General features: G+C 70.0%; 22 protein-coding genes, 3 pseudogenes and 1 riboswitch. Of the genes and pseudogenes, 16 read left to right on the top strand and 9 right to left on the bottom strand.

Translation table 11 applies throughout. The annotated features are described in order from the left end of the window. From G4G29_RS06045 to G4G29_RS06025, 6 genes and pseudogenes are all read left to right on the top strand, one after another. The gene (locus G4G29_RS06045; protein WP_183152172.1) at window positions 1-786 is read left to right on the top strand and encodes a fumarylacetoacetate hydrolase family protein; all 786 of its coding nucleotides are present in this window, start codon (window positions 1-3) and stop codon (window positions 784-786) included. Beyond that, a pseudogene (locus tag G4G29_RS06040) lies at window positions 771-1570 on the top strand (aldolase/citrate lyase family protein). Before G4G29_RS06045 ends, G4G29_RS06040 begins: the two are co-directional and overlap by 16 nt. Before the next feature lie 164 nt (window positions 1571-1734). Beyond that, the gene (locus G4G29_RS06035; RefSeq protein WP_183152171.1) at window positions 1735-2457 is read left to right on the top strand and encodes a DUF6882 domain-containing protein; all 723 of its coding nucleotides are present in this window, start codon (window positions 1735-1737) and stop codon (window positions 2455-2457) included. A gap of 32 nt (window positions 2458-2489) precedes the next feature. Then, window positions 2490-3110: an N-formylglutamate amidohydrolase gene (locus G4G29_RS21465; protein WP_244632447.1), complete on the top strand. Its 621-nt coding sequence runs from the start codon at window positions 2490-2492 to the stop codon at window positions 3108-3110. After that, a complete protein-coding gene (locus G4G29_RS21460; protein ID WP_244632446.1) occupies window positions 3107-3577 on the top strand; it encodes a hypothetical protein in 471 nt (156 codons plus the stop codon). Before G4G29_RS21465 ends, G4G29_RS21460 begins: the two co-directional genes overlap by 4 nt. Before the next feature lie 45 nt (window positions 3578-3622). Further along, window positions 3623-4183 carry a hypothetical protein gene (locus G4G29_RS06025; protein WP_183152170.1) on the top strand — a complete coding sequence of 187 codons (561 nt, stop codon included), beginning with the start codon at window positions 3623-3625 and terminating at the stop codon, window positions 4181-4183. A 24-nt stretch (window positions 4184-4207) separates the two neighbouring features. Here G4G29_RS06025 and G4G29_RS06020 read toward each other — a convergent pair whose 3' ends face one another. Then, window positions 4208-5089 carry a bifunctional methylenetetrahydrofolate dehydrogenase/methenyltetrahydrofolate cyclohydrolase gene (locus G4G29_RS06020; protein WP_183152169.1) on the bottom strand — a complete coding sequence of 294 codons (882 nt, stop codon included), beginning with the start codon at window positions 5087-5089 and terminating at the stop codon, window positions 4208-4210. A gap of 153 nt (window positions 5090-5242) precedes the next feature. Beyond that, window positions 5243-6517: a serine hydroxymethyltransferase gene (glyA, locus tag G4G29_RS06015; RefSeq protein ID WP_183152168.1), complete on the bottom strand. Its 1275-nt coding sequence runs from the start codon at window positions 6515-6517 to the stop codon at window positions 5243-5245. 39 nt (window positions 6518-6556) lie between these two features. Continuing rightward, window positions 6557-6641, bottom strand: a riboswitch (ZMP/ZTP riboswitch). 107 nt (window positions 6642-6748) lie between these two features. Here glyA and G4G29_RS06010 point away from each other — a divergent pair. The 7 genes from G4G29_RS06010 to G4G29_RS05980 all read left to right on the top strand — a co-directional run bounded on the left by G4G29_RS06010 (window position 6749) and on the right by G4G29_RS05980 (window position 14350). Beyond that, window positions 6749-8407: a family 20 glycosylhydrolase gene (locus G4G29_RS06010; RefSeq protein WP_244632445.1), complete on the top strand. Its 1659-nt coding sequence runs from the start codon at window positions 6749-6751 to the stop codon at window positions 8405-8407. After that, on the top strand, window positions 8343-9428 hold the full coding sequence (locus tag G4G29_RS06005; protein WP_345941160.1) for an amidohydrolase family protein: 1086 nt from the start codon (window positions 8343-8345) through the stop codon (window positions 9426-9428). Before G4G29_RS06010 ends, G4G29_RS06005 begins: the two co-directional genes overlap by 65 nt. 711 nt (window positions 9429-10139) lie before the next feature. After that, entirely contained in the window at window positions 10140-11021 is an 882-nt protein-coding gene (locus tag G4G29_RS06000; protein ID WP_210274244.1) for a sigma-70 family RNA polymerase sigma factor, read from the top strand. Further along, window positions 11018-12232 (top strand): hypothetical protein, encoded by a 1215-nt coding sequence (locus G4G29_RS21455; protein ID WP_220174033.1) that lies wholly within the window; start codon window positions 11018-11020, stop codon window positions 12230-12232. Before G4G29_RS06000 ends, G4G29_RS21455 begins: the two co-directional genes overlap by 4 nt. A gap of 9 nt (window positions 12233-12241) precedes the next feature. Continuing rightward, a complete protein-coding gene (locus G4G29_RS05990; protein WP_183152165.1) occupies window positions 12242-12613 on the top strand; it encodes a YrdB family protein in 372 nt (123 codons plus the stop codon). Window positions 12614-12636: 23 nt separating this feature from the next. Beyond that, entirely contained in the window at window positions 12637-13995 is a 1359-nt protein-coding gene (locus G4G29_RS05985; RefSeq protein WP_183152164.1) for an FAD-linked oxidase C-terminal domain-containing protein, read from the top strand. Beyond that, window positions 13988-14350 carry an NUDIX domain-containing protein gene (locus tag G4G29_RS05980; protein ID WP_345941158.1) on the top strand — a complete coding sequence of 121 codons (363 nt, stop codon included), beginning with the start codon at window positions 13988-13990 and terminating at the stop codon, window positions 14348-14350. Before G4G29_RS05985 ends, G4G29_RS05980 begins: the two co-directional genes overlap by 8 nt. Before the next feature lie 66 nt (window positions 14351-14416). On the opposite strand, the gene nagB is transcribed toward G4G29_RS05980, so the two are convergent. The 7 genes and pseudogenes from nagB to G4G29_RS21445 all read right to left on the bottom strand — a co-directional run bounded on the left by nagB (window position 14417) and on the right by G4G29_RS21445 (window position 21927). After that, the gene (nagB, locus tag G4G29_RS05975; protein WP_183152163.1) at window positions 14417-15196 is read right to left on the bottom strand and encodes a glucosamine-6-phosphate deaminase; all 780 of its coding nucleotides are present in this window, start codon (window positions 15194-15196) and stop codon (window positions 14417-14419) included. Further along, window positions 15189-16153: pseudogene (locus G4G29_RS05970) on the bottom strand (ROK family protein). Before G4G29_RS05970 ends, nagB begins: the two are co-directional and overlap by 8 nt. Window positions 16154-16193: 40 nt before the next feature. Continuing rightward, a pseudogene (locus tag G4G29_RS05965) lies at window positions 16194-17380 on the bottom strand (ROK family transcriptional regulator). A gap of 79 nt (window positions 17381-17459) precedes the next feature. Beyond that, a complete protein-coding gene (locus tag G4G29_RS05960) occupies window positions 17460-20228 on the bottom strand; it encodes a family 20 glycosylhydrolase (RefSeq protein WP_345941157.1) in 2769 nt (922 codons plus the stop codon). Then, window positions 20225-20635, bottom strand: coding sequence for a hypothetical protein (locus tag G4G29_RS23855; RefSeq protein WP_345941156.1), 411 nt, complete (start codon window positions 20633-20635; stop codon window positions 20225-20227). The genes G4G29_RS05960 and G4G29_RS23855 overlap by 4 nt, the downstream gene beginning before the upstream one ends. A gap of 79 nt (window positions 20636-20714) precedes the next feature. After that, window positions 20715-21008, bottom strand: coding sequence for a hypothetical protein (locus G4G29_RS21450; RefSeq protein WP_244632444.1), 294 nt, complete (start codon window positions 21006-21008; stop codon window positions 20715-20717). 187 nt (window positions 21009-21195) lie between these two features. Next, complete coding sequence (locus G4G29_RS21445; RefSeq protein WP_244632443.1) at window positions 21196-21927, bottom strand: hypothetical protein; 732 nt, start codon at window positions 21925-21927, stop codon at window positions 21196-21198. Between the two features lie 25 nt (window positions 21928-21952). Between G4G29_RS21445 and G4G29_RS05950 the strand changes: the two genes are divergently transcribed. The 3 genes from G4G29_RS05950 to G4G29_RS21435 all read left to right on the top strand — a co-directional run bounded on the left by G4G29_RS05950 (window position 21953) and on the right by G4G29_RS21435 (window position 23955). Then, window positions 21953-22357, top strand: coding sequence for a RidA family protein (locus G4G29_RS05950; protein ID WP_183152162.1), 405 nt, complete (start codon window positions 21953-21955; stop codon window positions 22355-22357). A gap of 100 nt (window positions 22358-22457) precedes the next feature. Next, complete coding sequence (locus G4G29_RS21440; RefSeq protein ID WP_244632442.1) at window positions 22458-23198, top strand: hypothetical protein; 741 nt, start codon at window positions 22458-22460, stop codon at window positions 23196-23198. Further along, window positions 23191-23955 carry a L,D-transpeptidase gene (locus G4G29_RS21435; protein ID WP_244632441.1) on the top strand — a complete coding sequence of 255 codons (765 nt, stop codon included), beginning with the start codon at window positions 23191-23193 and terminating at the stop codon, window positions 23953-23955. The genes G4G29_RS21440 and G4G29_RS21435 overlap by 8 nt, the downstream gene beginning before the upstream one ends. The last annotated feature ends 45 nt before the right edge of the window (window positions 23956-24000 follow it).

The following is a 24000-nucleotide window of genomic DNA, read 5'->3' as shown; positions in this document are numbered from 1 at the left end:
ATGCTGTCAGCGGAGACCATCACCCAGATCGCGGCGGAGCTCGCCGAGGCCGACCGCGCGCACGCGGTGATCCCCCGTATCACCGCGCGTTTCCCGGAGGCGACGGTCGAGGACTCGTATGGGATCCAAGGCGTCTGGCGCGACTCGCAGATCGCGGCAGGGCGCCGGCTCGTCGGTCGCAAGATCGGCCTGACGTCGAAGGCGATGCAGCAGGCGACCGGTATCACCGAGCCCGACTACGGCGTGATGTTCGACGACACCGTGTACGAGTCCGGTGCCGAGATCCCGGTCGACCACTTCTCGAACGTGCGCATCGAGGTCGAGCTCGCCTTCGTGCTCAAAGAGCCTCTCGAGGGTCCGGACTGCACGCTCGAAGACGCCCTCGCCGCGATCGACTATGCCGTGCCGGCCCTCGAGGTGCTGAACTCGCACATCGAGCTCGAGGGCCGCACGATCGTCGACACGATCAGCGACAACGCGGCCTACGGGGCCATGGTGCTCGGCACGGTGCACAAGCGTCCGGACGAGATCGACCTGCGGTGGGTGCCTGGCGTGCTCTCGCGCAACGGCGAGATCGAGGAGACCGGCGTGGCCGCCGGGGTGCTGGGTCACCCGGCGACCGGCGTGGCGTGGCTGGCGAACAAGTTCCATCAGCACGGCGCGCGTCTCGAAGCCGGCGAGATCATCCTGGCAGGATCGTTCACGCGCCCGATGTGGGTGTCGCGTGGCGATGAGGTGCTGTGCGATTACGGACCGATGGGAACAATCGCATGCCGCTTCGTCTAGACCCTTCCTTCCGCGAGCAGCTCGCAGGCGCGGATCACCCGTTCGTGGGGATGTGGGTGTGCTCGGGCAGCCCGCTCCTGGCCGAGGTCGCCGCAGGGTCGGGGCTCGACTGGCTGCTGATCGACATGGAGCACTCGGCGAACACTCTCGAATCCGTGCTCCTGCAGCTCCAGGCCGTCGCCGCGTATCCGATCGCACCGCTGGTGCGCGTGCCCTCCAACGATGCGGTCGCGATCAAGCAGATCCTCGATCTCGGCGCGCAGAACCTGATCGTGCCGATGGTGTCCTCCGCTGACGAAGCGCGCGCCGCTGTCGCCGCGACCCGGTATCCCCGGCAGGGGTCCGCGGGGTGGGCAGCGCCCTGGCCCGCAGTGCACGGTGGAACCGCATCGATCGCTATCTGCAGGAGTCCGCGCAGCACACCTCCCTCACCGTGCAGATCGAGACGGCGGCGGGTGTCGAGGCGGCGGCCGAGATCGCCGCGGTCGACGGCGTCGACGCGGTGTTCGTCGGTCCCTCCGATCTCTCCGCCTCGATGGGGCTGCTCGGTCAGCAGACCCATCCCGATGTGACCGCGGCCGTGTCCTCGGTGTTCTCGGCGGTCACCGCTGCCGGCAAACCGGTCGGGGTGAACGCGTTCGATCCTGCGGCCGCGGATGCGTACCTCGCCGCGGGCGCCGACTTCGTGGCGGTTGGCGCCGACGTCGCCCTCCTGGCGCGCGCCTCCGAGGCGCTGGCCGCACGGTTCATCCGCACGGACGGAAGCACCCGCGCCAGCTACTGACCCAGCGGGTCGGGTGCGCGCCTCGAACGCGCAGCCGCCGGGCGCCGCGGTCGCTCTGCTCACCCTGCTGGTGCCTGCCGTGTGGCGGATGGGACGCCCGGAGTAGGCCGTGGCGACCTCGGGTGAACTAGCGGATTCATAGCATTCCCGGCGAGACTGTGGGCATGACCTTCGCCGCGCTCCAGCCTCTCGCCGACCGTGCCGCCCTGTTCGTCGCCCTCCGACAGGACGCCTTCTCCGCTGCCGCCGACGCTCTCGGCGAACACCGCTGGGACGCCGACATGGCAGCGGGGACGTTGACGTTCACGGCGAACGCCGACCCCACGCGTCAGCTGGTCACGCGCGCGCACCTGATCGCGACGATCGCACCGAGACCCCGATCGCTGCTGTGGGCCTGGGCGCACCCCAGCGGAGACGCGCAGGGTGTCGCCGGCCAGCTGCACACCTACGGCACCGAGCACGGCATCGCAGAGCTCACGACGTCGGAGGTGCCGTTCCCCGCCGACGCATCGGGCGACGACGACTGGATCGCTCAGGCCGCTCACGCGGTCGGAGGTGTGGCCGTGGAACTCACCGGGCGCTCGCCGTACTACTCGGCGCCCGTGGGCAACGGAACGCGCGCGGTGTTCCTTCTCGATGCTCCGCTCGCCCCGCTCACCGTCGCCGATGCGGTCGTCGCGCTGCCTCGCGTCCTCGCCGGCGTGAACCTCCCCGACGCACGCACGTCCGTCTGGGATCTCGCGCGCCTCGCGAACTGGACCCTCACCTGGACCGACGAGGCCTTCTCCGGAGCCACGGTGTCGGACTCGTCGGGTACGGCGACCTTCCGATTCGACGACCGGGCCCGCATCAGCGGGATCGAGAGCACCCTCCACGCGCAGGGCTGACCCGCCGGCGAGGCCACGGCTAGCATGAGCGCATGAGCGACCTGGACCTCATCCCCGCAGGACGCACCTTCACGGCCGACGAGATCACGGTCTTCGCCGACAGCGACAGTCGCACTCTCGACGAGGCCATCGCCGAGGCCGACGTGCTCGTCAGCGCGCCTCATGCGGGTGCGCGCATCCCCGAGGAGCTGGTGCCCCTCCTCTCCCCCGCGCTCACCCGACGGCTGCAGTACGACTTCACCGACGTCGCCACCGCGGCGATCGTGCGGGAGTGGGCGCAGCGGGACCGCCGCATCGTCGCCGTCATCAACCCTCATCCTCGCCTCGTCCGCGACCCCAACCGCGCGCGTCCGGCCGACATCGCCGCCGACCTGACGACAGCCATCGAACGCACCCGCGCTGCCGGCCCCTGGCAGAAGGTGGATCTCTCCGGCGTGGATGCGATCCGCCCTGTCACGTTCTCCTTCTTCCCGATCCTGGCGGTGCCGGGGACGACGCCGAACTGCAGCGCCTGGTGCACGCGTTCGTCGAGGTCGGCGAGCGCGGTCTCGGCGTCTACGAGCGCACGAGAGACGCTCTCACCGAACGCTTCATCGCCGCGAAGCTGCGGGTCGGCGGCCGCTTCACGCGCTTGTCGTTCCACGACACCATGAACACGACCACGACCAGGGATGGCGCGGTCGACGTCGCACGCGCGCCGGAAGACCGACTCCCCGCCGTCGTCGCCCTGTCCAACCGCGGAGACCCTCGCGGCGACGAACGAGATCCGGCGGACCCTCCGACCATGGACCCGGAGCGACTTCGCGCGCTCGCAGACGCGCATCGTGCCGGGTTCCGCGTCGAGCAGCCGGACGCCGTGGCGCTCAACACGCCCTATCTCGGCAGCCAGGAGATCCGTGCCGCGGGTGCGCGGTTCCGAGAGCTCGCCGACCAGGCCGTGGAGGCGGCGCTCGAACTCGATGCCGTCCAGGCCGAATTCCGGCGCGAGTACCTCCTGGGCGCCGACGCGGTCTCCGAACTGCATCGGCCGGGAACGGAATGGATCCGGGAGGACCCTGCGCAGGTGCGCGCGGTCGCGGAGGCGAGCCGGCGCTCCTGGGATCTGTACCGCGCGCTCTGACCCGTCGTCCTCGACCACCCTGCACGGATGTGGGACGCTGGTCGCATGAAGAACGGAATCGTCCGGTTCGCCGCCCTCTACGTGTTCGATGTCGCCGTGCTGCTGTTGATCGGGCTGCTGCTGCCGGGCGTCTCGGTCGGGTGGAACGCCCTGTGGGCGGGCGTCATCCTGACCCTGGCCGCGCTGTTCGTGAAGCCGCTGCTGGCGGGAGCTTTCCGCAGATCCGCCGCGAAGTCCGCCGCCGAGCGCACGAAGACCGGCGAGAAGGTCGTCCAATACGTGCTCGTGTATCTCGTCGAGCTCGTCATCTGGGTACTCACCGTGTGGCTGAGCGGCGTGCGGGCGTCGGGCTTCTGGGCTTTCGTGCTTCCGCCGCTCGCGCTGCTGTTCGGTTGGATGATCTACGACCAGATCGACGACAGGATGCGCGCGAAGGCCGGAGAGATCTACGACTCCGTGCAGGCTCGCGTCCGGGGTCGGGGCACGGAACCCGCTCCCGCCGCGACCCCGTCCGCAGCGGAGACCCGCGAGACGGCCGCCGCCCGCGAGGAGTTGAAGGACGGCCTGACGCCGGAGCAGCGTCGGATGCTCGACGAACTCGGCTGACCCCGATCCGCCCTCGCGCGGGCGTCAGACGAGTCGTTCCGCCGCCTCCACGACGTTCGTCATGAGCAGTGCGACGGTCATGGGGCCGACGCCACCGGGGTTCGGAGAGATGTATCCCGCGACGTCGGCGACGCCGGGTGCCACATCACCGAACACCAGGCTCTTGCCCGTCTCGGCGTCGGTCTCCCTGGTCACGCCGACGTCGAGCACTGCTGCTCCTGGCTTCACGTCCTCGGGCCGGATCAGGTGCTTGACGCCCGCCGCGGCGACGATCACGTCGGCCTCACGCAGGTATCGCGGCATGTCGACCGTGCCGGTGTGGGTGAGGGTCACCGTGGCGTTCAGTTCGCGGCGGGTCAGCAGCAGCCCGATCGAACGGCCGATCGTGACGCCACGGCCGACGACGACCACGTGCGTGCCCCTGAGGTCGTAGTCGTTGCGCAGCAGCAGCTCGATCACGCCGCGCGGCGTGCAGGGCAGCGGCGTGTGGATCGGCCCGTTGACGTTGAGCACCAGGCGTCCGAGGTTCGTCGGGTGCAGGCCGTCCGCGTCCTTCGCGGGGTCGATCCGCTCGAGGATCGCATCGGTGTCGAGGTGCTTCGGCAGCGGCAGCTGCACGATGATGTAGCCGTGACATGCGGGGTCGGCGTTGAGCTCGTCGATCAACGCCTCGACCTCGGCCTGCGTCGCGTCGGCGGGCAGTTCGCGCTGGATCGAGTTCATCCCGATCGCCTCGGACTGCCGATGCTTCATGCCCACGTACAGCTGCGATGCCGGATCGCCGCCCACCAGCACGGTGGCGATGCCCGGCGTGATGCCCTTGTCCTTCAGCGCAGCGACGCGCTCGGTCAGCTCTGCGCGGATGGCGGCCGATGCGGCCTTCCCGTCCAGGATCTTCGCGGTCATGTCTCTTCCTTCCGTCGTGCGTCATACGCCCTGTCGTCTCCGCCGAGCGCACGGTTCCTCGTCGAGTGCACGGCCTGTTCGCGTGGACAAGCCGTGCACTCGGCAGCGTCCCGCGCGCTCGCGACAGAGGCGAGGGGCGGGCGAGGCGAGGGGCTACTGCTGCAGGTCGGGGTACAGCGGGAACGACGCGGCGAGAGCATCGACGCGGGTGCGCAGCGACTCGACGTCGGCCCCGGGGAGCAGCGCGAGCGCGATGATGTCGGCCACCTCGGTGAATTCGGCATCCCCGAACCCGCGGGTCGCGAGCGCCGGGGTGCCGATGCGCAGGCCCGAGGTCACCATCGGCGGCCGGGGGTCGTTCGGCACGGCGTTGCGATTGACCGTGATGTGGATGTCGTGGAGGAGGTCCTCTGCCTGCTTGCCGTCGACCTCGGCGTCGCGCAGATCGACCAGTACGAGGTGCACGTCGGTGCCGCCCGAACGCACGGCGATGCCGGCGTCCTTCACATCCTGCTGCGACAGGCGCTCGGCGATGAGCTTCGCGCCGCGCAGCACGCGCTCCTGACGCTCCTTGAACTCCGGGGTTCCTGCGAGCTTGAACGCGGTCGCCTTGGCGGCGATCACGTGCATGAGCGGACCGCCCTGCTGGCCGGGGAACACGGCGGAGTTGATCTTCTTCGCGAGCTCGGCGTCGTTCGTGAGGATGAAGCCCGAGCGGGGGCCGCCGATGGTCTTGTGCACGGTCGAGGAGACGACATGGGCGTGCGGCACCGGGTTCGGGTGGAGCCCTGCGGCGACCAGTCCGGCGAAGTGCGCCATGTCGACCCAGAGCAGGGCGCCCACCTCGTCGGCGATCTCGCGGAACGCCGCGAAGTCCATCGTGCGCGGATATGCCGACCAGCCGGCGATGATGACCTTCGGCTTGTGCTCGATCGCGAGGCGACGCACCTCTGCCATGTCGATGGTCGAGGTCTCGGGGTCGACGCCGTAGGCGACGATGTCGTAGAGCCGGCCGGAGAAGTTGATCTTCATGCCGTGCGTGAGGTGACCGCCCTGGTCGAGGGAGAGACCGAGCAGCGTATCGCCGGGGCGCGCGATCGCGTGCAGGACGGCCGCGTTGGCGGAGGCGCCGGAATGCGGCTGCACATTCGCGAACTCCGCGCCGAACAGGCTCTTCGCCCGCTCGATCGCGAGGGACTCCGCGACGTCGACCTCTTCGCAGCCGCCGTAGTACCGGCGTCCGGGGTACCCCTCGGCGTACTTGTTCGTGAGCACGGAACCCTGCGACTGCAGCACCGAGACGGGAACGAAGTTCTCGGACGCGATCATCTCGAGGAAGGTCTGCTGGCGCTTCAGCTCCCGGTCGAGCACCTCGGCGATCTCCGGATCGACTTCGGCGAGCGGGGCGTTGAAGTAACGGTCGGTCATGGTGACATGCTCCTTTGACGACGGATTCGAAGGGGTGTTCCTATCGGCCCAGGCGCGCGGTCGAATTCCGTGGTCAGTCGCTCCCCGGTGGTAGTCCACCCAGACGCCAGTCGCGACGAGTACGAGCATAGCGGATGTCGGCCCACGGGAACGCTGCCGTTTCGGCCCTGGTCGCAGAATCGATTCGACTTCCCCATTCCGCTCGACGATCACGGCCGGTAGGTTTTGTTCATGGTCCTTCCTCATCCTCTCCCGCTCGTACCAGCGCCCGTCTCCGCCATCGCACGGGAGGGACGGATGCCGATCACCGCGACGACGCGCGTGCTCGGCCACTCGCCGGCGGCGGCCCAGCTGCTCGCCGCGGTGGAGCGGCGCACCGGCATCCGTCTCACCCCTGTCGAGACGGCGCCTGCGGAGATCGAGCTGTTCGTGGATCCGGAATCCTCGGCACCGGAGGGCTACACGCTCGAGGTCGGCGAGCGCGCGGTCATCATCGGCGCCGACGAGGCCGGCCTCTTCTACGGTGTCCAGACACTGTTGCAACTGCTGCGGCAGGACGACACCGGCTGGAGCGTTCTCGGTGCGGACGTCGCGGACTCGCCACGCTTCCCTCGGCGCGGTGTGATGCTCGATGTGGCACGGCACTTCTTCGGTGTGGACGACGTGAAGAGGTTCATCGACAGCACCAGCGCCCTCAAGCTCAACCACCTGCACCTGCACCTCAGCGACGATCAGGGGTGGCGTGTGCACATCGACTCGTGGCCGCGATTGACGCAGCTGTCCGCCGGCAGCTCCGTCGACGGCCACCCCGGAGGCTTCTACACGAAGGACGACTACCGTGAGATCGTCGCGTATGCGGCGTCGCGGCACATGATCGTCATCCCCGAGATCGACCTGCCGGGGCACACGCATGCGATCGGAGTGGCCTATCCCGAACTCGTGGAGGCCCCGGTCCTCAACGACACCCTCGTCGCCGACTCGCAGCGCCTCGAACAGCCGCTGCCCGAGGCCGGGAAACCGTACCTGGGGTGGGGCGTCGGGCATTCCAGCGTTCGCATCCACGAGGAGCGCACCTACGGATTCGTCCGCGACGTCGTACGCGAGCTGGCAGAGATGACCCCCGGCCCGTACATCCACATCGGGGGCGACGAATCGCTCGGGACGCCTCAGGCCGACTTCGACCTGTTCGCCGAACGCGCGACGGAGATCGTCGTCGAGGCAGGGAAGATCCCGATCGCGTGGCACGAGATGGGATCAGCGGCGGGTATCGCCGAGGGCACGGTCGGACAGTACTGGGGGATGACCACCCCCGCAGGTGCGCATGCCGAGGAGGCGGCCCACTTCGTCGAGCGCGGAGGGGCACTGATCATGTCCGCCGCGAACGTCACCTACCTCGACATGAAGTACACCGATGACTTCCCGCTCGGACTCACGTGGGCCGCGGTCATCGACGTCCGCACCGCCTACGAGTGGGAGCCGACCGCGATCCTCGACGTACCGGAGTCCGCGATCCTCGGCATCGAGGCGCCGCTGTGGTCCGAGACCACGCGCACGCTCGGCGAGGTCGAGCAGCTGGTGTTCCCCGGGCCGCGGCCCAGGCCGAGGTCGCGTGGTCGCCGAGAGAGGCTCCCGATCGAGTGTGGGCGTCGTTCCGTGTGCGCGTCGGATCGCTCGCGCCCCTGTGGAAGGCTGAAGGGGTCGAGTTCCATCCCGCCGACGAGATCCCCTGGAGCGCACGTTGAGCACCCATTCCTTCCCGACCGGTTCGCTGGTCATCCACTCCGCGCGGATCATCGACCGCGGCGAGAGCCTCGACGACGGGTGGGTGCGCATCGAAGGCGGCATCGTCACCGCCCGCGGAACCGGCTCGACGTGGGATCCGGCCGATGAGGTGATCGATGCCGCCGCGGTCGCGGGTCCCGGCGCCGTGCTCACTCCCGGTTTCATCGACATCCACGGGCACGGCGGTGCCGGGGCGTCGTTCGACGACGGCGTCGAGGCGATCCGCACCGCGCGAGAGCTGCACCGTGCACACGGGACCACCCGCGCGGTCGTGTCACTCGTGACGGCACCGCTGGACGAACTGGCGCGAAGCGTGGCCACCATCGCGGATCTGACCGACACCGACGCCGACATCCTTGGCTCTCACCTCGAGGGGCCCTTCCTCGACCCCGGCCATCACGGCGCCCACGAGCCCTCGCTGCTGCGTCACCCCGACGCCGCCGACGTCGAGCGGCTGCTGGAGGCCGGACGCGGGACGGTGCGGCAGGTCACGATCGCGCCGGAGCTCCCCGGCGGACTCGACGCCATCCGGCGGATCGTCGCTGCCGGATCCGCTGCCGCGGTCGGGCACACCGACGCGGATGCCGAGATGGCGGTCGCCGCGTTCGAAGCGGGAGCGTCGATCCTCACCCACGCGTTCAACGCGATGCCCGGTATCCACCACCGCGCTCCGGGGCCGGTGCTCGCCGCAGCCGCCGACCATCGGGTCGTGCTCGAGGCCATCGCCGACGACGTGCACCTCGACCCCCACGTGGTCAAGCTGGTGTTCGACGCCGCCCCTGGTCGCGTGGCGCTGATCACCGATGCGATGGCCGCCGCGGGCAGTGCCGACGGTCATTACGACCTCGGTGCCGTGAGCGTCACGGTCGAAGACGGCGTGGCACGGGCGGACGACACCGGCTCGATCGCGGGATCGACCCTCACGCAGGACGTCGCGTTGCAGCGCGCGGTCGCTGCGGGCGTGCCCCTGGTCGAGGGCGTGCGTGCCTTGACGGAGACGCCGGCGAGAGCGATCGGACGGGAGGCCGCGCTCGGGAGCCTGCGCCCCGGGATGCTCGGCGACGCCGTGCTGATGGATGCGGAACTGCGCATCGCGCGTGTGTGGTCGGGACCAAAGCTGCTCGGCTGAACGAGCACGCATTCGCGCGACGCGCAGCTCTGCGCTCTCCGGTCGTGCGTGTCGAGGGCGGGGGGTCGCCGTTCCCCAGATCGGCGACCCCGTTCCCCCTCCAGAGAAGGGGGGCCGGGACTCCTCCCCCGAGGTTCCCGACCCACCCGGCCGGTGCAGTTGCCCCTCGCACCAGCGCCTGAACTCCGCCCCCCGGAGGAGTTCGTACGGCTGTCTCTATGGGATGAGACGGCAGCCTCATCGATTCATTACGCGATTTCTCGAAAATTCTTCGAGAAGTCCTGTCGAACCCCATCCCGACGGAACGGGGGGCCACCGTTCCCCAGAGCGGCGGCCCCGTTCCCTCTTCAGAGCTGGGCGGGCGAGGACTCCTCCCCCGAGGTTCCCGACCCACCCGACCGGTGCAGTTGCCGCTCGCACCAGCGCCTGAACTCCGCCCCCGGAGGAGTTCGTATGGCTGTCTCCATGGGATGAGACGACGACCCCCACGGTTCATTACGCGACTTCGTGAAAATCCTTCGAGAACGTCCGACGCCGGTCGCATGGACCCCGGATCGGCGGGCTCGCGAAGCCGGGCATCGTCTCGGAATTGTCGCGAAAGGTGGCTTCCCTGGGAGATTCGCGAGAGAATGGAGAAGTCGCGTGATAAGCGGCGCTTTCCCGCGTCTCCCCTGTAGAGACGCATCCGCGCCCCGCGACAGATGGATGATTGTGCACGAAGAGAACACGACAGACGACCAGCCGATCGGCGATGCCGACCTGATCCTCCGCGCCCGCTCGGGCGACACGGGGGCGTTCGGTGAACTCTGGCGGCGACACTATCCTTCCGGCATCGCCGTCGCGCGATCGATCACCTCGTCGATCGATCCCGACGACCTGGTGCAGGAGGCGTACACCCGCATCTACCAGGCGATCATCAAGGGCGGCGGACCGAACGGCTCCTTCCGCGCCTATCTGTTCACGAGCATCCGCAACACCGCCGCAGGCTGGGGGCGCGCACGCCGCGAGACCGCGATCGACGAGCTCGACTCGGTGGCCGATCCCGAGACGACCGATCAGGCCGAGAACGAGGCTCTCGATCGGAGCCTCACCGCGCAGGCGTTCCGGAGTCTTCCCTCCCGCTGGCAGGAAGTGCTCTGGTACACCGAGATCGAGCAGATGAAGCCCCAGGAGGTCGGCCGTCTCCTCGGGATGAAGTCCGGCGCCGTGTCGCAGCTCGCGTTCCGTGCACGCGAGGGCCTGCGCGAAGCCTGGGTCCAAGCACACCTGCGCAGTGCGGCCGAGGGCTCCGAATGTCAGTGGACCATCGAGCACCTCGGCGCATACTCACGAGGAAACCTCAGCACACGCGACCTCAAGCGCCTCGAACTGCACCTCGACGAGTGCGCACGATGCATGATCGTGGCCGCCGAGGCCAAAGACGTCTCGAAGCGTCTCGCACTCGTGCTGCTGCCGCTCGTGCTGGGCGTCACCGGCGCCTCGGGGTATCTCGCGACGCTGCAGGGTGCAGGCACGCCGATCGTCGCACTCGCCGCGATGCCCTCCGACATCCCGGGGCGGTGTTCGGCGGTGATGTGTCGGGCCCTGCCGTGACCGCGGGCAGCACGTCCGGCGCCCATGGCTCCGGCGGCGGAACGGCCGGCGGAGCCGGCAGCAGCGCGGGAGGTGCCGCAGGAGGCGGTGCAGCCGGTGCGGCCGGAGCAGGAGCCGCTGGTGGCGTGTTCACCGGAATCGGCGCCCTCGTCGGAGCCGGATCCGCGGCGCTCGTCGTCGCGGGTGTCGTCGCCGCAGCCACCATCATCCCCGGGCTCACGGGTGCCGATCCCGCGACCTCGCTCCCCAGCGCGGGCGACCAGGATGCGTCGTCGATCACATCCGATGTCGGCCCCGATGAATCGATGAACCTCGACGAGCCGATCGTCATCGAGCCGCCCGTCACCGTTCCGGAGGAGGCGCCCGTCACCCCGGTGGAAGACGAGACCAACGAACCGGCGGCGGAGCAGACCGGACCGGTCGTGGCCCCTCCGGTCGTGGTTCCTCCGGTCGTCGTTCCTCCAGTCGTGGACCCGGTCGACCCCGTGGACCCCGTGGACCCGGTCGACCCCGTGGACCCGGTCGACCCCGTGGACCCGGTCGACCCCGTGGACCCGGTCGACCCCGTGGACCCTGTGGACCCCGTGGACCCGGCCGTTCCCACCGAGGCTCCGACCTGGGATCTCGCCACCATCTGGTTCGACGATCTGACCGTCCACTACAGCGTCCCCGTCACCGGCGCACCGGGCACGACGGTCGAGGCACTGCTGGACGGAAGCAGCGGCGGCGGAGACAGCATCGTCCTCGACGACGCCGGGCTCGGGACGATCGACCTCCGTCCGAGCCTCTTCCAATACCTGTTCGCCGGCCGGACGACGGTGACCTTCCGTTATCTGCTCGACGGCGAGATCGGCCCCTCGGCCAGCACCACCCTGCTGGCACTCGAATCCACGCGACCGGTCGAAGACGTTCCGACCGACGAGCCGCAGGACCCGGCCGCTGTCGCGGAGACGCCTCTCGCGCCCGTCGAGAACGTGGGGACCGGTACCTCGACGACGACACCGGTCGACGTGGCTCCGGCACCCGAGTCTGCTCCGGCACCCGAGCCCGCGCCGGCACCGGAGCCCGCACCCGCGCCGGAACCCGCACCCGCGCCGGAGTCCGCGCCTGCACCTGAGGCCGTCGAGTCGGCGCCGCTCGCGGCTCCCGTCGAGGCCGAGTCCGCCGAGACCCCTGCCGCTCCGGCTGAGGACGCCCCGCCCGCCGAATAGACTGGATCCATGTCCTCGGATCCCGCACCCGTTCCCGGCGTCGAGCGCCCGACCATCACCGCGCTCGACATCGTCCGCACCATCGTCCTGGTGGTCGCGGTCGCTTCGCTCGCGCTCTGGGGCTTCGCCAGCTGGTCGCTTCCGTGGAACATCATCATCGGGATCGGGGCTCCCGTCATCGTCGTCCTGATCTGGGCGCTCTTCCTGTCACCCCGAGCCATGCTCCGGGTGCACCCCTTCCTCCGCGCCGCGGTCGAACTGCTGATCTACGTCGGCGTCACCATCGCCTGGTGGTCGATGGGGCAAGCTCTGATCGGTACCGCCTTCGCCCTCGTCGCCGTCGTCGCCGGCGTGCTCAGCGGCCGCCGCGCACTGTCGTGACCGCCCTGTCGTGAGCGCCTGACGTGAGCGTGCTGTCGCAGCTGCAGGAGTCGCTCGGAGCGCTCGTGGACACCAGCCGCGCATCGCTCGAGGAGGCGAGGGCCGACCGTTCCGGTCACGCGGCGGCAGGACTCCCGGTCGCGGTCGTCCATGCCGAGAGCGTCGAAGACGTCCAGCAGACCCTTCGCATCGCCACCGCCACGCGCACTCCCGTCGTGGTCCGTGGGGCCGGCACCGGTCTGGCGGGCGCCGCCAATGCGGGAACGGGCGAGATCGTGCTGTCCGTGCGACGGATGACCGCGATCCGCGAGGTACGGGCCGACGATCTGCTCGCCGTCGTCGAACCGGGCATCTTGAATGCGGATCTCAACGCCGAGCTCGGCCGCCACGGGCTGTGGTGGGCCCCCGACCCCGCCAGCCGAGACATCTCCACCGTCGGCGGCAACATCGCCACAGGTGCGGGCGGTCTCCTGTGCGCGAAGTACGGTGTCGTGCGCGATGCCGTCCTCGGCGTCGATCTCGTGCTCGCCGACGGTCGCCTGCTGCACCTCGGCCACCGCAGCGTCAAGGGCGTCACCGGCCTGGACCTCACCGCGCTCGTGGTCGGCTCCGAGGGGACTCTGGGGGTCGTGGTGGGAGCGACACTCAAACTGCGTCGGCTGGTCCCCGGCGACACGTGCACGATCGCTGCGACCTTCCCCGGTGTCCGAGCGGCTGCTGCGGCGTCGGCCGCCGTGACCGCAGCCGGGGTGCAACCGGCGATCATGGAGCTCATGGATGCCGCCAGCCTCGAGGCGGTGCATGCGCTCCTCGCCCTTCCCGCGCCGACGACGGGCGCCGCGCAGCTCACGATCCAGACCGACGGACCCGCCGCGCGCGCCGAGGCAGAGGCGATCGCGGACATCCTGCGAGCGCATGACGGAAGCACGGTCGTCTCGCACGACAGAACCGAAGGAGAGCGTCTACTCGCGATCCGGCGGTCGATGCACGCGGCGATGGCGTCGCTGGGCACTTCCCTGATCGAAGATGTCGCGGTGCCGCGAAGCGCGATGCCCGCGATGTTCGACGAGATCGCCCGTATCGAACGGGAGTACGGTCTGCGCATCCCGACCGTCGCCCATGCCGGCGACGGCAACCTGCATCCGAACTTCCTGTTCGACGGACCCGAGGTCCCCCCAGAGGTGTGGGCGGCCGCAGACGACCTGTTCCGCGCCGCCATCCGGCTCGGCGGGACGCTCACCGGAGAGCACGGCATCGGCGTGCTCAAGCGACGTTGGCTCGCCGAGGAGCTGGGAGACGACCAGTGGCACCTCCAGCGGCAGATCGCGGCGGTGTTCGATCCGCTCGGCATCCTCAACCCAGGGAAGGTCTTCGATGCCTGACATCCACGTGAGCGCGGCTGTGATCGTCGACGACGACGGGCGCGTCCTCGTCGTCCGCAAGGAGGGCACGACGACCTTCATGCAACCGGGCGGAAAGCCCGAGCCCGGCGAGTCCCCCGCCCAGACGCTGATCCGCGAACTCCACGAAGAGCTGGGGCTGCTCCTGGAGGAGCGCGACCTCCGACCTCTGGGAACGTTCGCCTCGGCCGCCGCCAACGAGCCGGGCCATCGTGTCGTCGCAGAGGCTTTCGCGACGACCGTCGATCCCGAGGCCGTGACCGTCCAGGCCGAACTCGCCGAACTCCGTTGGATCACCCGGGAGGGGACATCCCGACGCTCGCCCTGGCACCGCTGAGCACAGAGCACCTGCTGCCGATCGCGTGGCCTGCGCTCGCGCAGGACTGAGCACGCTCGGCGTGCGTCAGATGCCCTGCCACTCGGGCTTGTTGGCGAAGGTGTAGCGGTAGTAGTCGGCGAGCGAGAGGCGCGACGCGGCGGCTTCGTCGACGACGATCGTCGCGTGCGGGTGGAGCTGGATCGCGGAGCCGGGCAGAAGTGCCGTGAGCGGTCCTTCGACGGCGCCGGCCACGGCCTCGGCCTTGCCTGCACCGAAGGCCAGCAGCACGAGGTGGCGCGCCTTCAGGATGGTGCCGAGCCCCTGCGTGATGCAGTGCATCGGCACGTCGTCGATCGAGTCGAAGAAGCGGGCGTTGTCTTCGCGGGTCTGCTCGGTGAGCGTCTTGACGCGCGTACGGGAGGCGAACGACGAGCCGGGCTCATTGAAGCCGATGTGCCCGTCGGTGCCGATTCCGAGGATCTGCAGATCGACGCCACCCGCCGCGTCGATGGCGGCCTCGTAGTCGTCGCCCGCGTGCTGGATCGTCGCGAGCGCGCCGTTGGGCACATGGATGCGCTGCGGGTCGAGCCCGAGCGGTTCGACGACCTCGCGCGTGATGACCGAGCGGTAGCTCTCCGGGTGGGTCGGGTCGATGCCCACGTACTCGTCCAACGCGAAGCCGCGCACCTGGGAGACGTCGCGGCCGGCGAGCTTCGAGCGCAGCGCCTGGTACACGGGCAGCGGGGTCGAGCCCGTGGCGAGACCGAGCACCGCGTCGGCACGCCGGTCGATCAACTCGACGATCTCTGTGGCGACCAACTCACCGGCGGCCTCGGCATTCTCGACGATGACGACCTCAGCCATGCGGGACGATCTCCTTCTCTGTGAGGGAGGCGCCGACGAGCGCGGCGCCGAAAGCGGCGGCGGGAGACCCCGCGGACAGCAGTTCGATTCTCTCATCCAGCCGGAGCGACCGCATGAACGGCGAAGCCTCGGCGCCCGCATGCAGCGCCGCGCGGATTCCGTCTTCGAGGCGTCCGCCGAGCGCGGTCAGGCCTCCCCGATGATCACGGTCTCGACGTCGGCCGACAGCACGAGCACCCGCACTGCGGCGGCCGCGCCGTGGTGGAGATCGTCACGCAGCGCGAGGGCCAGCGGGTCACCCGCGTCCGCGGCGTCGAAGATGTCGCGGATGGGAAGAGCCCCCGGTCGTCCCCACGCCTTGGCGAGGGCGCCACCGCCGCAGAAGGTCTCGATGCACCCGCGCTGTCCGCATCCGCACAGACGCCCGTTCGGGTCGACCGAGAGGTGCCCCACCTCGCCGGCGGTGCCGCGCGCACCACGCCAGATCCGCCCGTCGATCACGATCCCTGCGGCGACCCCTGTGCCCAGGTTGAGGTACGCCATCGACCCGGACACGCCGCTGAGCGCGGCCGCGCCGAGCGCAGCGGCCTTCACGTCGTTCTCCACCCGGAAGGGCACACCGAGTGCACGCTCGGCACGGTCGGCGAGGTCCAGGGACTCGACCCCGAGGTTGACGGCGTGGTCCACTCGTCCAGCCTCGGCGTCGACGAGTCCGGGGATGCCGATCCCGACGGAGCCGGTACGCGAGACCGTCAGACCCGTCTCGTCGGCGAGCGTCGCGACCGCGGTGACGATGCTCTCGACGACCGCGTCGTCTCCCCACCCGGTCGGGCGACGCAGCCTCCCGATGATCTCACCGGCGGCATCGACGGCCACGGCATCGATCTTGGTGCCGCCGACGTCGAGGCCCACACGAATCGGCCGACCGGAACGGTCGGCGGTGCCCGCATCGGTCATCAGATGCCACGCCCTGCAGTGCCGGCGGCGAGAGCAGTCGTCACGACACTCCCAACTGACCGGAGAGGACCATCACCGCGGCCCCGCGCAGCACGATGTCGTCCTGGTGCGTGAGACGCACCTCTACGTCCTCGAACACGCCCTCGAGAGTCCGCGCGTGCAGGGTCTCGATCGCGGCGTCGATGAGGATGCCGTCGAGCAGGTCAGCGGGTCCGGAGAGCACGACTTCGGAGAGGTCGAGCGCGGCGACGATCGGGGCGATGGCGATGGCCATGCGGGTCCCGGCATCGCGCAGGATCTCATCCCGCGCGGCAGGATCGGCGGCGATCGCGGCACCGAGGCGGCTGACGCTGAGCCAGGCTTCGAGGCATCCGTCCTTGCCGCACGCGCACCGTGGCCCGCCGTCCGTGCCGACCACGACGTGACCGATCTCCCCGCCGCGAAGCGACTGCCGAGCAGCGGCTGGCTCCCGGTGATGAGGCCGGCGCCGACCCCTCGGCCGATCTTGATCAGCATGAAGTCGGCCTTCGCGTCGCCGAACGTGTACTCGGCGAGCACGGCGGCGTTGGCATCGTTCCTGGCGAGGACGGGCAGGTCGAGGTCGACGCCGAGCTTCGCCTCCAGCGGGAAGTCGGTCCAGCCCAGGTTGGGAGAGCTGAGGACGAGACCGTCGGGTCGCACGACACCGGGCGTGCCGATGCCGACGCCCAGCAGCGGCTGCGTCGAGGCGGCGACGAGCGTCTGCGCCAACTCGTGCAGCGCCGCATACGCTGCTTCGCCGTCGGGCGACTCGGGACGCGGCACCTCACGTCGCTCCAGGACGTCGCCGTCGAGGCTGAGCACCGCCCCGGTGAACGCACTGGGACCGGAGAGGTCGAGGCCGAGGATCTGGTGGCCGAACCGGTCGATGTCGATCAGGATCGGCGGCTTACCTGGGCCCACGGCTTCGCGGACGCCCATCTCGATCACGATGCCGTCGGCGATGAACTCCGCGACCAGATCGGAGATCGTCACCCTGGTCAGCCCCGTCTCGCGCGAGAGATCGGCGCGGCTCATGGCTCCGGCGTGATACAGCGTCTGAAGCACGAGTGCCCGGTTGTGCCCGCGAGCGTGCTCAGGGAGCACTTTGGAGCGCGAGCGCAGGTGCCGCCCGGGGCCGAAGGCGTGCGAGTTCGCGCCGAGGTACTCTGCCGGCGACGCGGGGCGCTGTTCATCCGAAACGGACATGTTTGTTAGTAGACCTTACGAACAAAATTTACGCAACCTCTGCCCGCGGACGCGCTGGCAGGGTTACCGAAACGTTACATTACTTTCGATACTCGGCGGAAGCGGCCTGAGACCGCTCCACCAGGCGAGCGACCAGGCCCGCGACGATGTCCTCCCGAGCCGAGATCGTGAGCGGTTTGCCCGGCACGCCGGGTCGGCGCTGAGCGGGCGTCGGGCCGTCAAGGGGACGATACCGCACCCCCGAGGCACGCAGGCGGCGCAGGTGCGTGGGCAGGCGTCGACCGAAGTCCGCATACGGCGCCGGGTCACCGCCGTCCCAGAGGCGCTCGGCGATCGCTGCCAGACGAGGGAACATCGCGAAGTCGACGCGATCCCGCGTCGGCAGGTGCTCGCTCCAGACGTTGGCCTGCCCTCCGACGGCGCCGTCCTCGATGCGCAGGGTGTACGCCCGCTCGATCGTCAACGGAGGACCCACTCTGATCGGCTCCTCCACGGACTCCGACTGGGGATAGTCGAGGTACACCTCGAGATCGGGACAGGCCACCACCGGGATGCCACGGGCGAGGGCATCGCGCATCGCCGCGGGGCCGCGCCAGGCCAGGATGCGCACACCGTCCGGCACGTCGCCCTCGAGGACCTCGTCCCATGCCAGGGCCGTCCGCCCCCGCGAGCGGACGTGCGCCACGAACTGCGCCGTGAACCACGGTTGCACGTCGTGCGCGGTGGCGAGTCCGAGCTCACGCATGCGTTCCGCGGCGGCGGCGCTCTGGGCCCACTCCGTCACGGGCACCTCGTCTCCGCCGATGCCGATCCACTCCGCGTCGAACACGTCGCACAGGGCGTCGATGGCCGCACGACCGAACGCCAGCGACGCCTCGGTCGGAGCCAGTGTGCGGGGGTTGACACCGAAACGCTCCCACGGCGCGGTGACCGGATCGCCGACGTCGACGTTGCCGAGTTCGGGGTAGGCCGCGAGCGCAGCCTGGACGTGGCCGGGCAGCTCCACCTCGGGCACGAGCGTCACGAAGCGCTCGGCGCCGTACTCCACGAGTTCGCGCAGCTCGACGGCGGTGTAGAACCCCTCGTGCACCCCGGGTTCCACCGTCGAGAGCGGACCGTGCCCCCTCTGCGTGGCCACCCGCGTGGAGCCGATCTCGGTGAGCCGGGGGAAACCGGGAACCTCGAATCGCCACCCCTGGTCATCCGTGAGATGCAGATGGAGGACGTTGAGATGGTGGTCGGCGAGCAGGTCGATGAGCCGACGCACCTCGTCGACGGGACGGAAATGCCTGGCGACATCGAGCATCGCCCCGCGCCACCCGTACGCGGGCGCGCCCTCCCAGACGCCGGCGGGGACGATGACGGCCGAAGCCTCGGGATCGCGGAGCTGCCGCAGCACGGTGGCGCCCCGGAACACGCCGCACGGACTCGCGCCTCGGATCTCGATGCCGCCCGCGCTCACGGTCACCCGGAACGCCTCAGCACCGATGCTTCCGGCTGCCTCCGCCTCGGCGCCGAGACTCTCATCGACCAGGAGGCGGATGGGGGCCGCGTCGTCCGACGCCCCTCCGCCGCCCAGCCGCACCACGGAAGCGGCGAGGTCGGCTGCGGCACGGATCGGGGTTCCGTCTGCCCAGGCGAATCCGGGCGCGGAGGGGTCGATCCGTGCGTCGACCCGCGGCACGGTCGCCCGATGGGGCGGTGGCGGCATCCGCAGGGCGCGCCCCGGTGCGGCACCGGTGGGCTCGCCGTTGGCCACCACCGCCACTCCTGCGACCAGCACCTCCACGATGCCGCGCGGAGCGGCGAGCGGTGAGTCGAAGGTGGCGCCGGCAGCGACGGTCTCGGGGTCGAACAGTACGAGGTCGGCAGTCGCGCCGTCCCGGATGACGCCGCGCGGCGCGTCTCCCCTGTCGAGCCCGAGGCGTCGAGCCGGAGTACCCGACAGGTGGCGCACCGCCTCCTCGAGTGTCAGGATGCCGAGCTCGCGCACGTAGTGCCCCAGGTAGCGCGGGAAGGTGCCCCGGCCGCGAGGGTGCGGCCGGGCGCCGATCAGGATTCCGTCGCTCCCGCCCGAATGCCGCGGGTGGCGCATGATCGCGCGGACGTTCTCCTCGTCTCCGATGTGCATCAGGATTCCGGTGGCCCCGGCGTCCTGGATCACGGTGTCGACCACGACGTCCACGGCTCGGCGACCCGTCGTGGTCGCGATCTCGGCGACCGTGCGTCCGACGAGGTCCGCGAGCGCCGGGTTCGCCGCGCCCGAGATCTGGATCTGCGTCCAGTCGGCCTTCTCACCGTGGAAGCCGTCGCAGCCGACCTCCTCCAGCTCGACGCGCAGGGCCTCCCGCCCTTCGGGATCCAGCGCGGACAGGGCTCCGAGAAGGTCTCCCGTCGCCGCGAGCCGACTCGGCAGCAGCGCGGCCAGCGTGGTCGCCCCCGGCAGGTACGGGTAGGTGTCGAGGGTCACGTCGACCCCGTCGGCGATCGCCTCGTCGATCAGGGCGAGGAGCTCGTCAGCCCTCCTCCGATTCGGAGCGAAGTTCATCGTGGCGTGCGTGAGATGCACGGGGCAGCCGGTGCGACGACCGATGTCGAGCGCCTCCCGATAGGCGTCGAGTGCTCCCCCTCCGTAGCTACGGGTGTGGGGCGCCCAATATCCGCCGCGCTCGGCGACGACTCGGCAGAGCGCCTCCAACTCCGCCGTGTCCGCGTACATGCCCGGCGTGTAGGTGAGACCGCTCGACATCCCGAAAGCTCCCGCATCGAGGGCCGCGCCGAGCATCTCCGTCATCGACGCGATCTCGGCGGACGTCGCTCGACGGTTCTCGTGTCCGACCACCATCATCCGCAGGTTCCCTGAGGAACCAGCACGGCGGCGTTCGCGACGGTCGCCGCGTCGATGGCCGACAGCAGGTCGTCCATCGACCGCCACGGCACGTCGTCGGGCAGACCGTTCCACCCCGCGATCTGCGCCGGGATGACAGCCGCGGAGGCGTCGTCGAGCGGCGCGTAGCCGAGGCCGTCCTGCCCGAGCACCTCGGTCGTGACACCCTGCCTGATCTTCGCGTCGTGCGTGATCCCGCCGAGCACCGCGAGGTCGCTGTGGGCGTGCATGTCGATGAAGCCCGGCGCCAGGGCGAGCCCTTCGGCCGCGATCTCGACCGCCCCCGCCGGGAGTTCGAGTTCGTCGGGGCGGCTGTCCCGCGGCAGGACGGCCACGACCCTGGCGCCTTCCACCGCGACGTCGGCCACGAAACGGGGGCGCCGGTTCCGTCGACGACCGTGGCGCCCCGATAGACACGGACGAGCCCCGCAGCGGCCTTCTCCGCACTCAGAAGCATGTCGCCACCGCCCCGATCACCCGAGGGTCCGGCGCGTCGGGGTCGTCGATGACCGCGACCACCCGCCACTTGTCGAACGCGGTGCACGGGTGGGAGAGGCCGAGCCGCACGACGTCGCCGACCGCTGTGGTGGCGGCATCGGCAAGGCGGAGGAACGCGTGCTGATCGTTCAGCGCCGTCACTTCGCCCTCGACCGATTGCGGCACCGGCAGGTCCAGGTCGAAGGGCACATCGCGCCGCCCCGCATCCAACAGGGCGAGACCGTCCTCGGGCTGCGAGACCACCGGGACCAGACGTGCATCGCCGAACGGAGCGACGCCGTGTCGGTCAGCGCACCGAAGGGCGACATGCGGGAGTAGAAGCCGTCGTCGTGGATCTGGAACGCGCCAGAACGCAGCACGATATCGGCTTCGACGTTGCGCGGGGCGAGCACCGCGGCAGCGCGATCGGGAAACGCGCTGCCTCCCGCGCTCAGTACGGGGCGGACGCCCTCGGGATACACGAGCCGATCGTGCAGCTCGACGATCGAGCGCAGATACCGGTCGACGGCGGCGACGGAGCCCTCGCTGCGATCCGGCCCGAACGGTCCCTCGTATCCCGCGACGCCGGCCAGCCGAAGTCCCGGGGCGGCGGAGACCGCTTCGGCGATCCGTTCCCCTTCCTCCACGGATCGCGCGCCGGTACGCCCGCGCGCTCCCCGAGCTCCACCAGCACGTCCAGCGGCCGCGCGGCGTCGCGCATGCCCTCTGCGAGGATCGCGACACCTCCGAGGGAGTCCGCCCAGCACAGCACCCGCAGGCGGGTATCGGCGAGCAGGGCGCCGAGCCGCCGCACCGCAGCGAGATCCGTCACCGCGTTGGCGATCAGCACCGTCGACACACCGGCGTCGATGGCCACCTCTGCCTGCCACGGCGTGGCGACCGAGATACCCCACGCCCCCGCGTCGAGGAGCCGCTGCCAGAGTGCCGGCGCCATCGTGGTCTTGCCGTGCGGAGCGAGCAGCACGCCACGCTCCTCGGCCCACCCGAAGACGGTGTCCTCGTTGTGCGTCAGCGCCTCTTCGTGGACGGTCATCACCGGGGTGACCAGGTCGGAGAGGCGCAAGCCGGCGCCGTGCACCTCGGAGAGTCGGAGCCCTGCGGCGTGCGCGGGGAACCCCTTCGTCCAGGCGCCGAAAACGGGATCCGGAATTTGTAGAGGCATCTAACAAGGCTACTAGGCTGGTGGCATGACCGCGAAGATCCGAGTTTCCACCGACGCCGCCCCCGCTCCCGCCCACACTTTCTCGCAGGGGATCCGCAAGGGCCCGTTCGTCCAGGTCTCCGGCCAGGGTCCCGTCGACCCGCAGACCAACGAGTACCTCTTCCCCGGTGATGTCGCCGCGCAGACGACTCGCACGCTCGAGAACGTCAAGGCGATCGTCGAGGCATCGGGCGCGACGTTCGACGACGTCGTCATGCTGCGCGTGTACCTCACCAAGCGCGAGGACTTCCCGATCATGAACGAGGCCTACGGCGAGTTCGTCACAGCGCACACCACCGACGGCGTGCTCCCGTCGCGCACCACCGTCTTCACCGGTCTGCCGCGCGAGGAGATGCTCGTCGAGATCGACGGCATCGCCATCGTCGACTGACGGGCGCAGTGCGGGGAGGCACCGTATCACGGACCGTTGCCTCCCCGTTACCTCCCATCCCGTACCATTGGACCTCAGGACACGTTTTGAGATCCGGGGGGTGAAGTTCGTGACCGATCTGATTTCTGCGCCGGGCGCCGCAGCCGAGGCGCACGGTGACGACTCCGCGCCCACCGCCGTGCTCACACCGGGAGACGCTTCCACCGACGCGATGCCGCCCGGAACCGGCGAGCAGCCGCTCGCCTGGGCGCCCGTCGAACCGGCCCCCAAGAAGCGCCACCTCGGCCTGTGGATCGGCCTCGGCATCGGGGCCGTCGCCCTGGGCGCGGGCGCCGCCTCCTTGATCCTCATCGCTCCCGGCACCACGGTCGCCGGCATCCCCGTGGGGTGGATGACTCCCGGGGCCGCGGCCGACGCCATCAGCACCCACCTCGCCGAGACCGAGGTCACGCTCACGGGCGACGGCGGCGATGTCGTTCTCACCGGTGCCGACCTCGGCGCGCAGGTCGACGCGACCGCCCTGGCCGACGCGGCCTTCGCCGATCGCCCGATGTGGAATCTCGGGATGTGGATGGGCCACCCGGTTCCCGCCGACATCGTGCTCGACACCGAAACGGCCGGCTCTGCACTGCGCGCAGCTGTACCGACGAGTTTCACAGACCCGGTCGATGCCGGAGTGGTGTTCGACGCCGCGAGCGGCACCTACGTGATCACCCCTCCGAGGCCGGCACGGGGATCGACGTCGACGCACTCACCGTCGCCTTCGCCGACGCGGTCGCCGACGGTGCGACCTCGCTCGAATACCCCGGCGGACCTGCCGAGGCGCTGCCCCCGTGTCTGACGACGACGCGACGGCCACAGCCACCGAACTCAACACGCTGCTCGGGAGCATCGGCTTCTACGTCGGCGACGAGCGCACGGTACCGGTCGCTCCGGCCGTCGCCGCGACCTGGCTGACCGTGGTCGACGACGACGGTCAGCTGCGCATCGAGGCCGACCCGCAGGCGATTCAGGCGACCGTCGACACTCTGCCAGGGCTCGTCGACCGGGCCGCGGTCAACGCGACCAACATCGTCGATTCCGCCGGCACCGTGCTCCGCTCGGAGCAGAAGGGCGCCACCGGCCGCGCGCTCGGCGACACGTCGACCGTCGCGGAGCAGTTCGCCCAGCAGCTCGCCGCCGGCGACGGCGTGTTCGTGCTCACCGTCAGCGAGACCGCGTTCGAGACCGTGAGCCTGTTCCGCCGCATCGAGATCAACCTGAGTCAGCAGCGCGCGTATCTGTTCGAGAACAACGAGGTCGTGAAGTCCTGGGCCGTCTCGACCGGTCTGCCCGGAACCCTCACCCCTACTGGCAACTTCAAGGTGTTCGCACACACCGCGATGCAGGACATGGGCTGCTACGAAGGCGCCCCGTACTGCACCGAAGACGTGCCGTGGATCACCTGGTTCGCGCCGAACATCGGCTTCCACGGCACCTACTGGCACAACAACTTCGGCCAGCGGATGAGCCACGGCTGCGTGAACCTGCCGATCGATCTCGCCAAGTACGTCTACGACTGGTCCCCCGAGGGCCTCGAGATCTCCGTCTACTACTGATCCGCATGTCGGGTCCACCCGGGCACCCGGGTGCGTCGTCGACGG

It is taken from the genome of Microbacterium sp. Se63.02b, from assembly GCF_014171575.1.
Lineage (GTDB): Bacteria > Actinomycetota > Actinomycetes > Actinomycetales > Microbacteriaceae > Microbacterium.
Note: the sequence above shows the minus strand (reverse complement) of the source record. Positions and strands in the feature narration are given on the sequence as shown.

Bases quoted from the DNA above. Each gene is read 5' to 3' on its own strand.
- G4G29_RS06045 (WP_183152172.1), top strand. From the start codon at position 1: ATGCTGTCAGCGGAGACCATCACCCAGATCGCGGCGGAGCTCGCCGAG.
- G4G29_RS06035 (WP_183152171.1), top strand. From the start codon at position 1,735: ATGACCTTCGCCGCGCTCCAGCCTCTCGCCGACCGTGCCGCCCTGTTC.
- G4G29_RS21465 (WP_244632447.1), top strand. From the start codon at position 2,490: ATGAGCGACCTGGACCTCATCCCCGCAGGACGCACCTTCACGGCCGAC.
- G4G29_RS21460 (WP_244632446.1), top strand. From the start codon at position 3,107: ATGAACACGACCACGACCAGGGATGGCGCGGTCGACGTCGCACGCGCG.
- G4G29_RS06025 (WP_183152170.1), top strand. From the start codon at position 3,623: ATGAAGAACGGAATCGTCCGGTTCGCCGCCCTCTACGTGTTCGATGTC.
- G4G29_RS06020 (WP_183152169.1), bottom strand. From the start codon at position 5,089: ATGACCGCGAAGATCCTGGACGGGAAGGCCGCATCGGCCGCCATCCGC.
- glyA (WP_183152168.1), bottom strand. From the start codon at position 6,517: ATGACCGACCGTTACTTCAACGCCCCGCTCGCCGAAGTCGATCCGGAG.
- G4G29_RS06010 (WP_244632445.1), top strand. From the start codon at position 6,749: ATGGTCCTTCCTCATCCTCTCCCGCTCGTACCAGCGCCCGTCTCCGCC.
- G4G29_RS05990 (WP_183152165.1), top strand. From the start codon at position 12,242: ATGTCCTCGGATCCCGCACCCGTTCCCGGCGTCGAGCGCCCGACCATC.
- G4G29_RS05980 (WP_345941158.1), top strand. From the start codon at position 13,988: ATGCCTGACATCCACGTGAGCGCGGCTGTGATCGTCGACGACGACGGG.
- nagB (WP_183152163.1), bottom strand. From the start codon at position 15,196: ATGGCTGAGGTCGTCATCGTCGAGAATGCCGAGGCCGCCGGTGAGTTG.
- G4G29_RS05960 (WP_345941157.1), bottom strand. From the start codon at position 20,228: ATGATGGTGGTCGGACACGAGAACCGTCGAGCGACGTCCGCCGAGATC.
- G4G29_RS21445 (WP_244632443.1), bottom strand. From the start codon at position 21,927: ATGCCTCTACAAATTCCGGATCCCGTTTTCGGCGCCTGGACGAAGGGG.
- G4G29_RS05950 (WP_183152162.1), top strand. From the start codon at position 21,953: ATGACCGCGAAGATCCGAGTTTCCACCGACGCCGCCCCCGCTCCCGCC.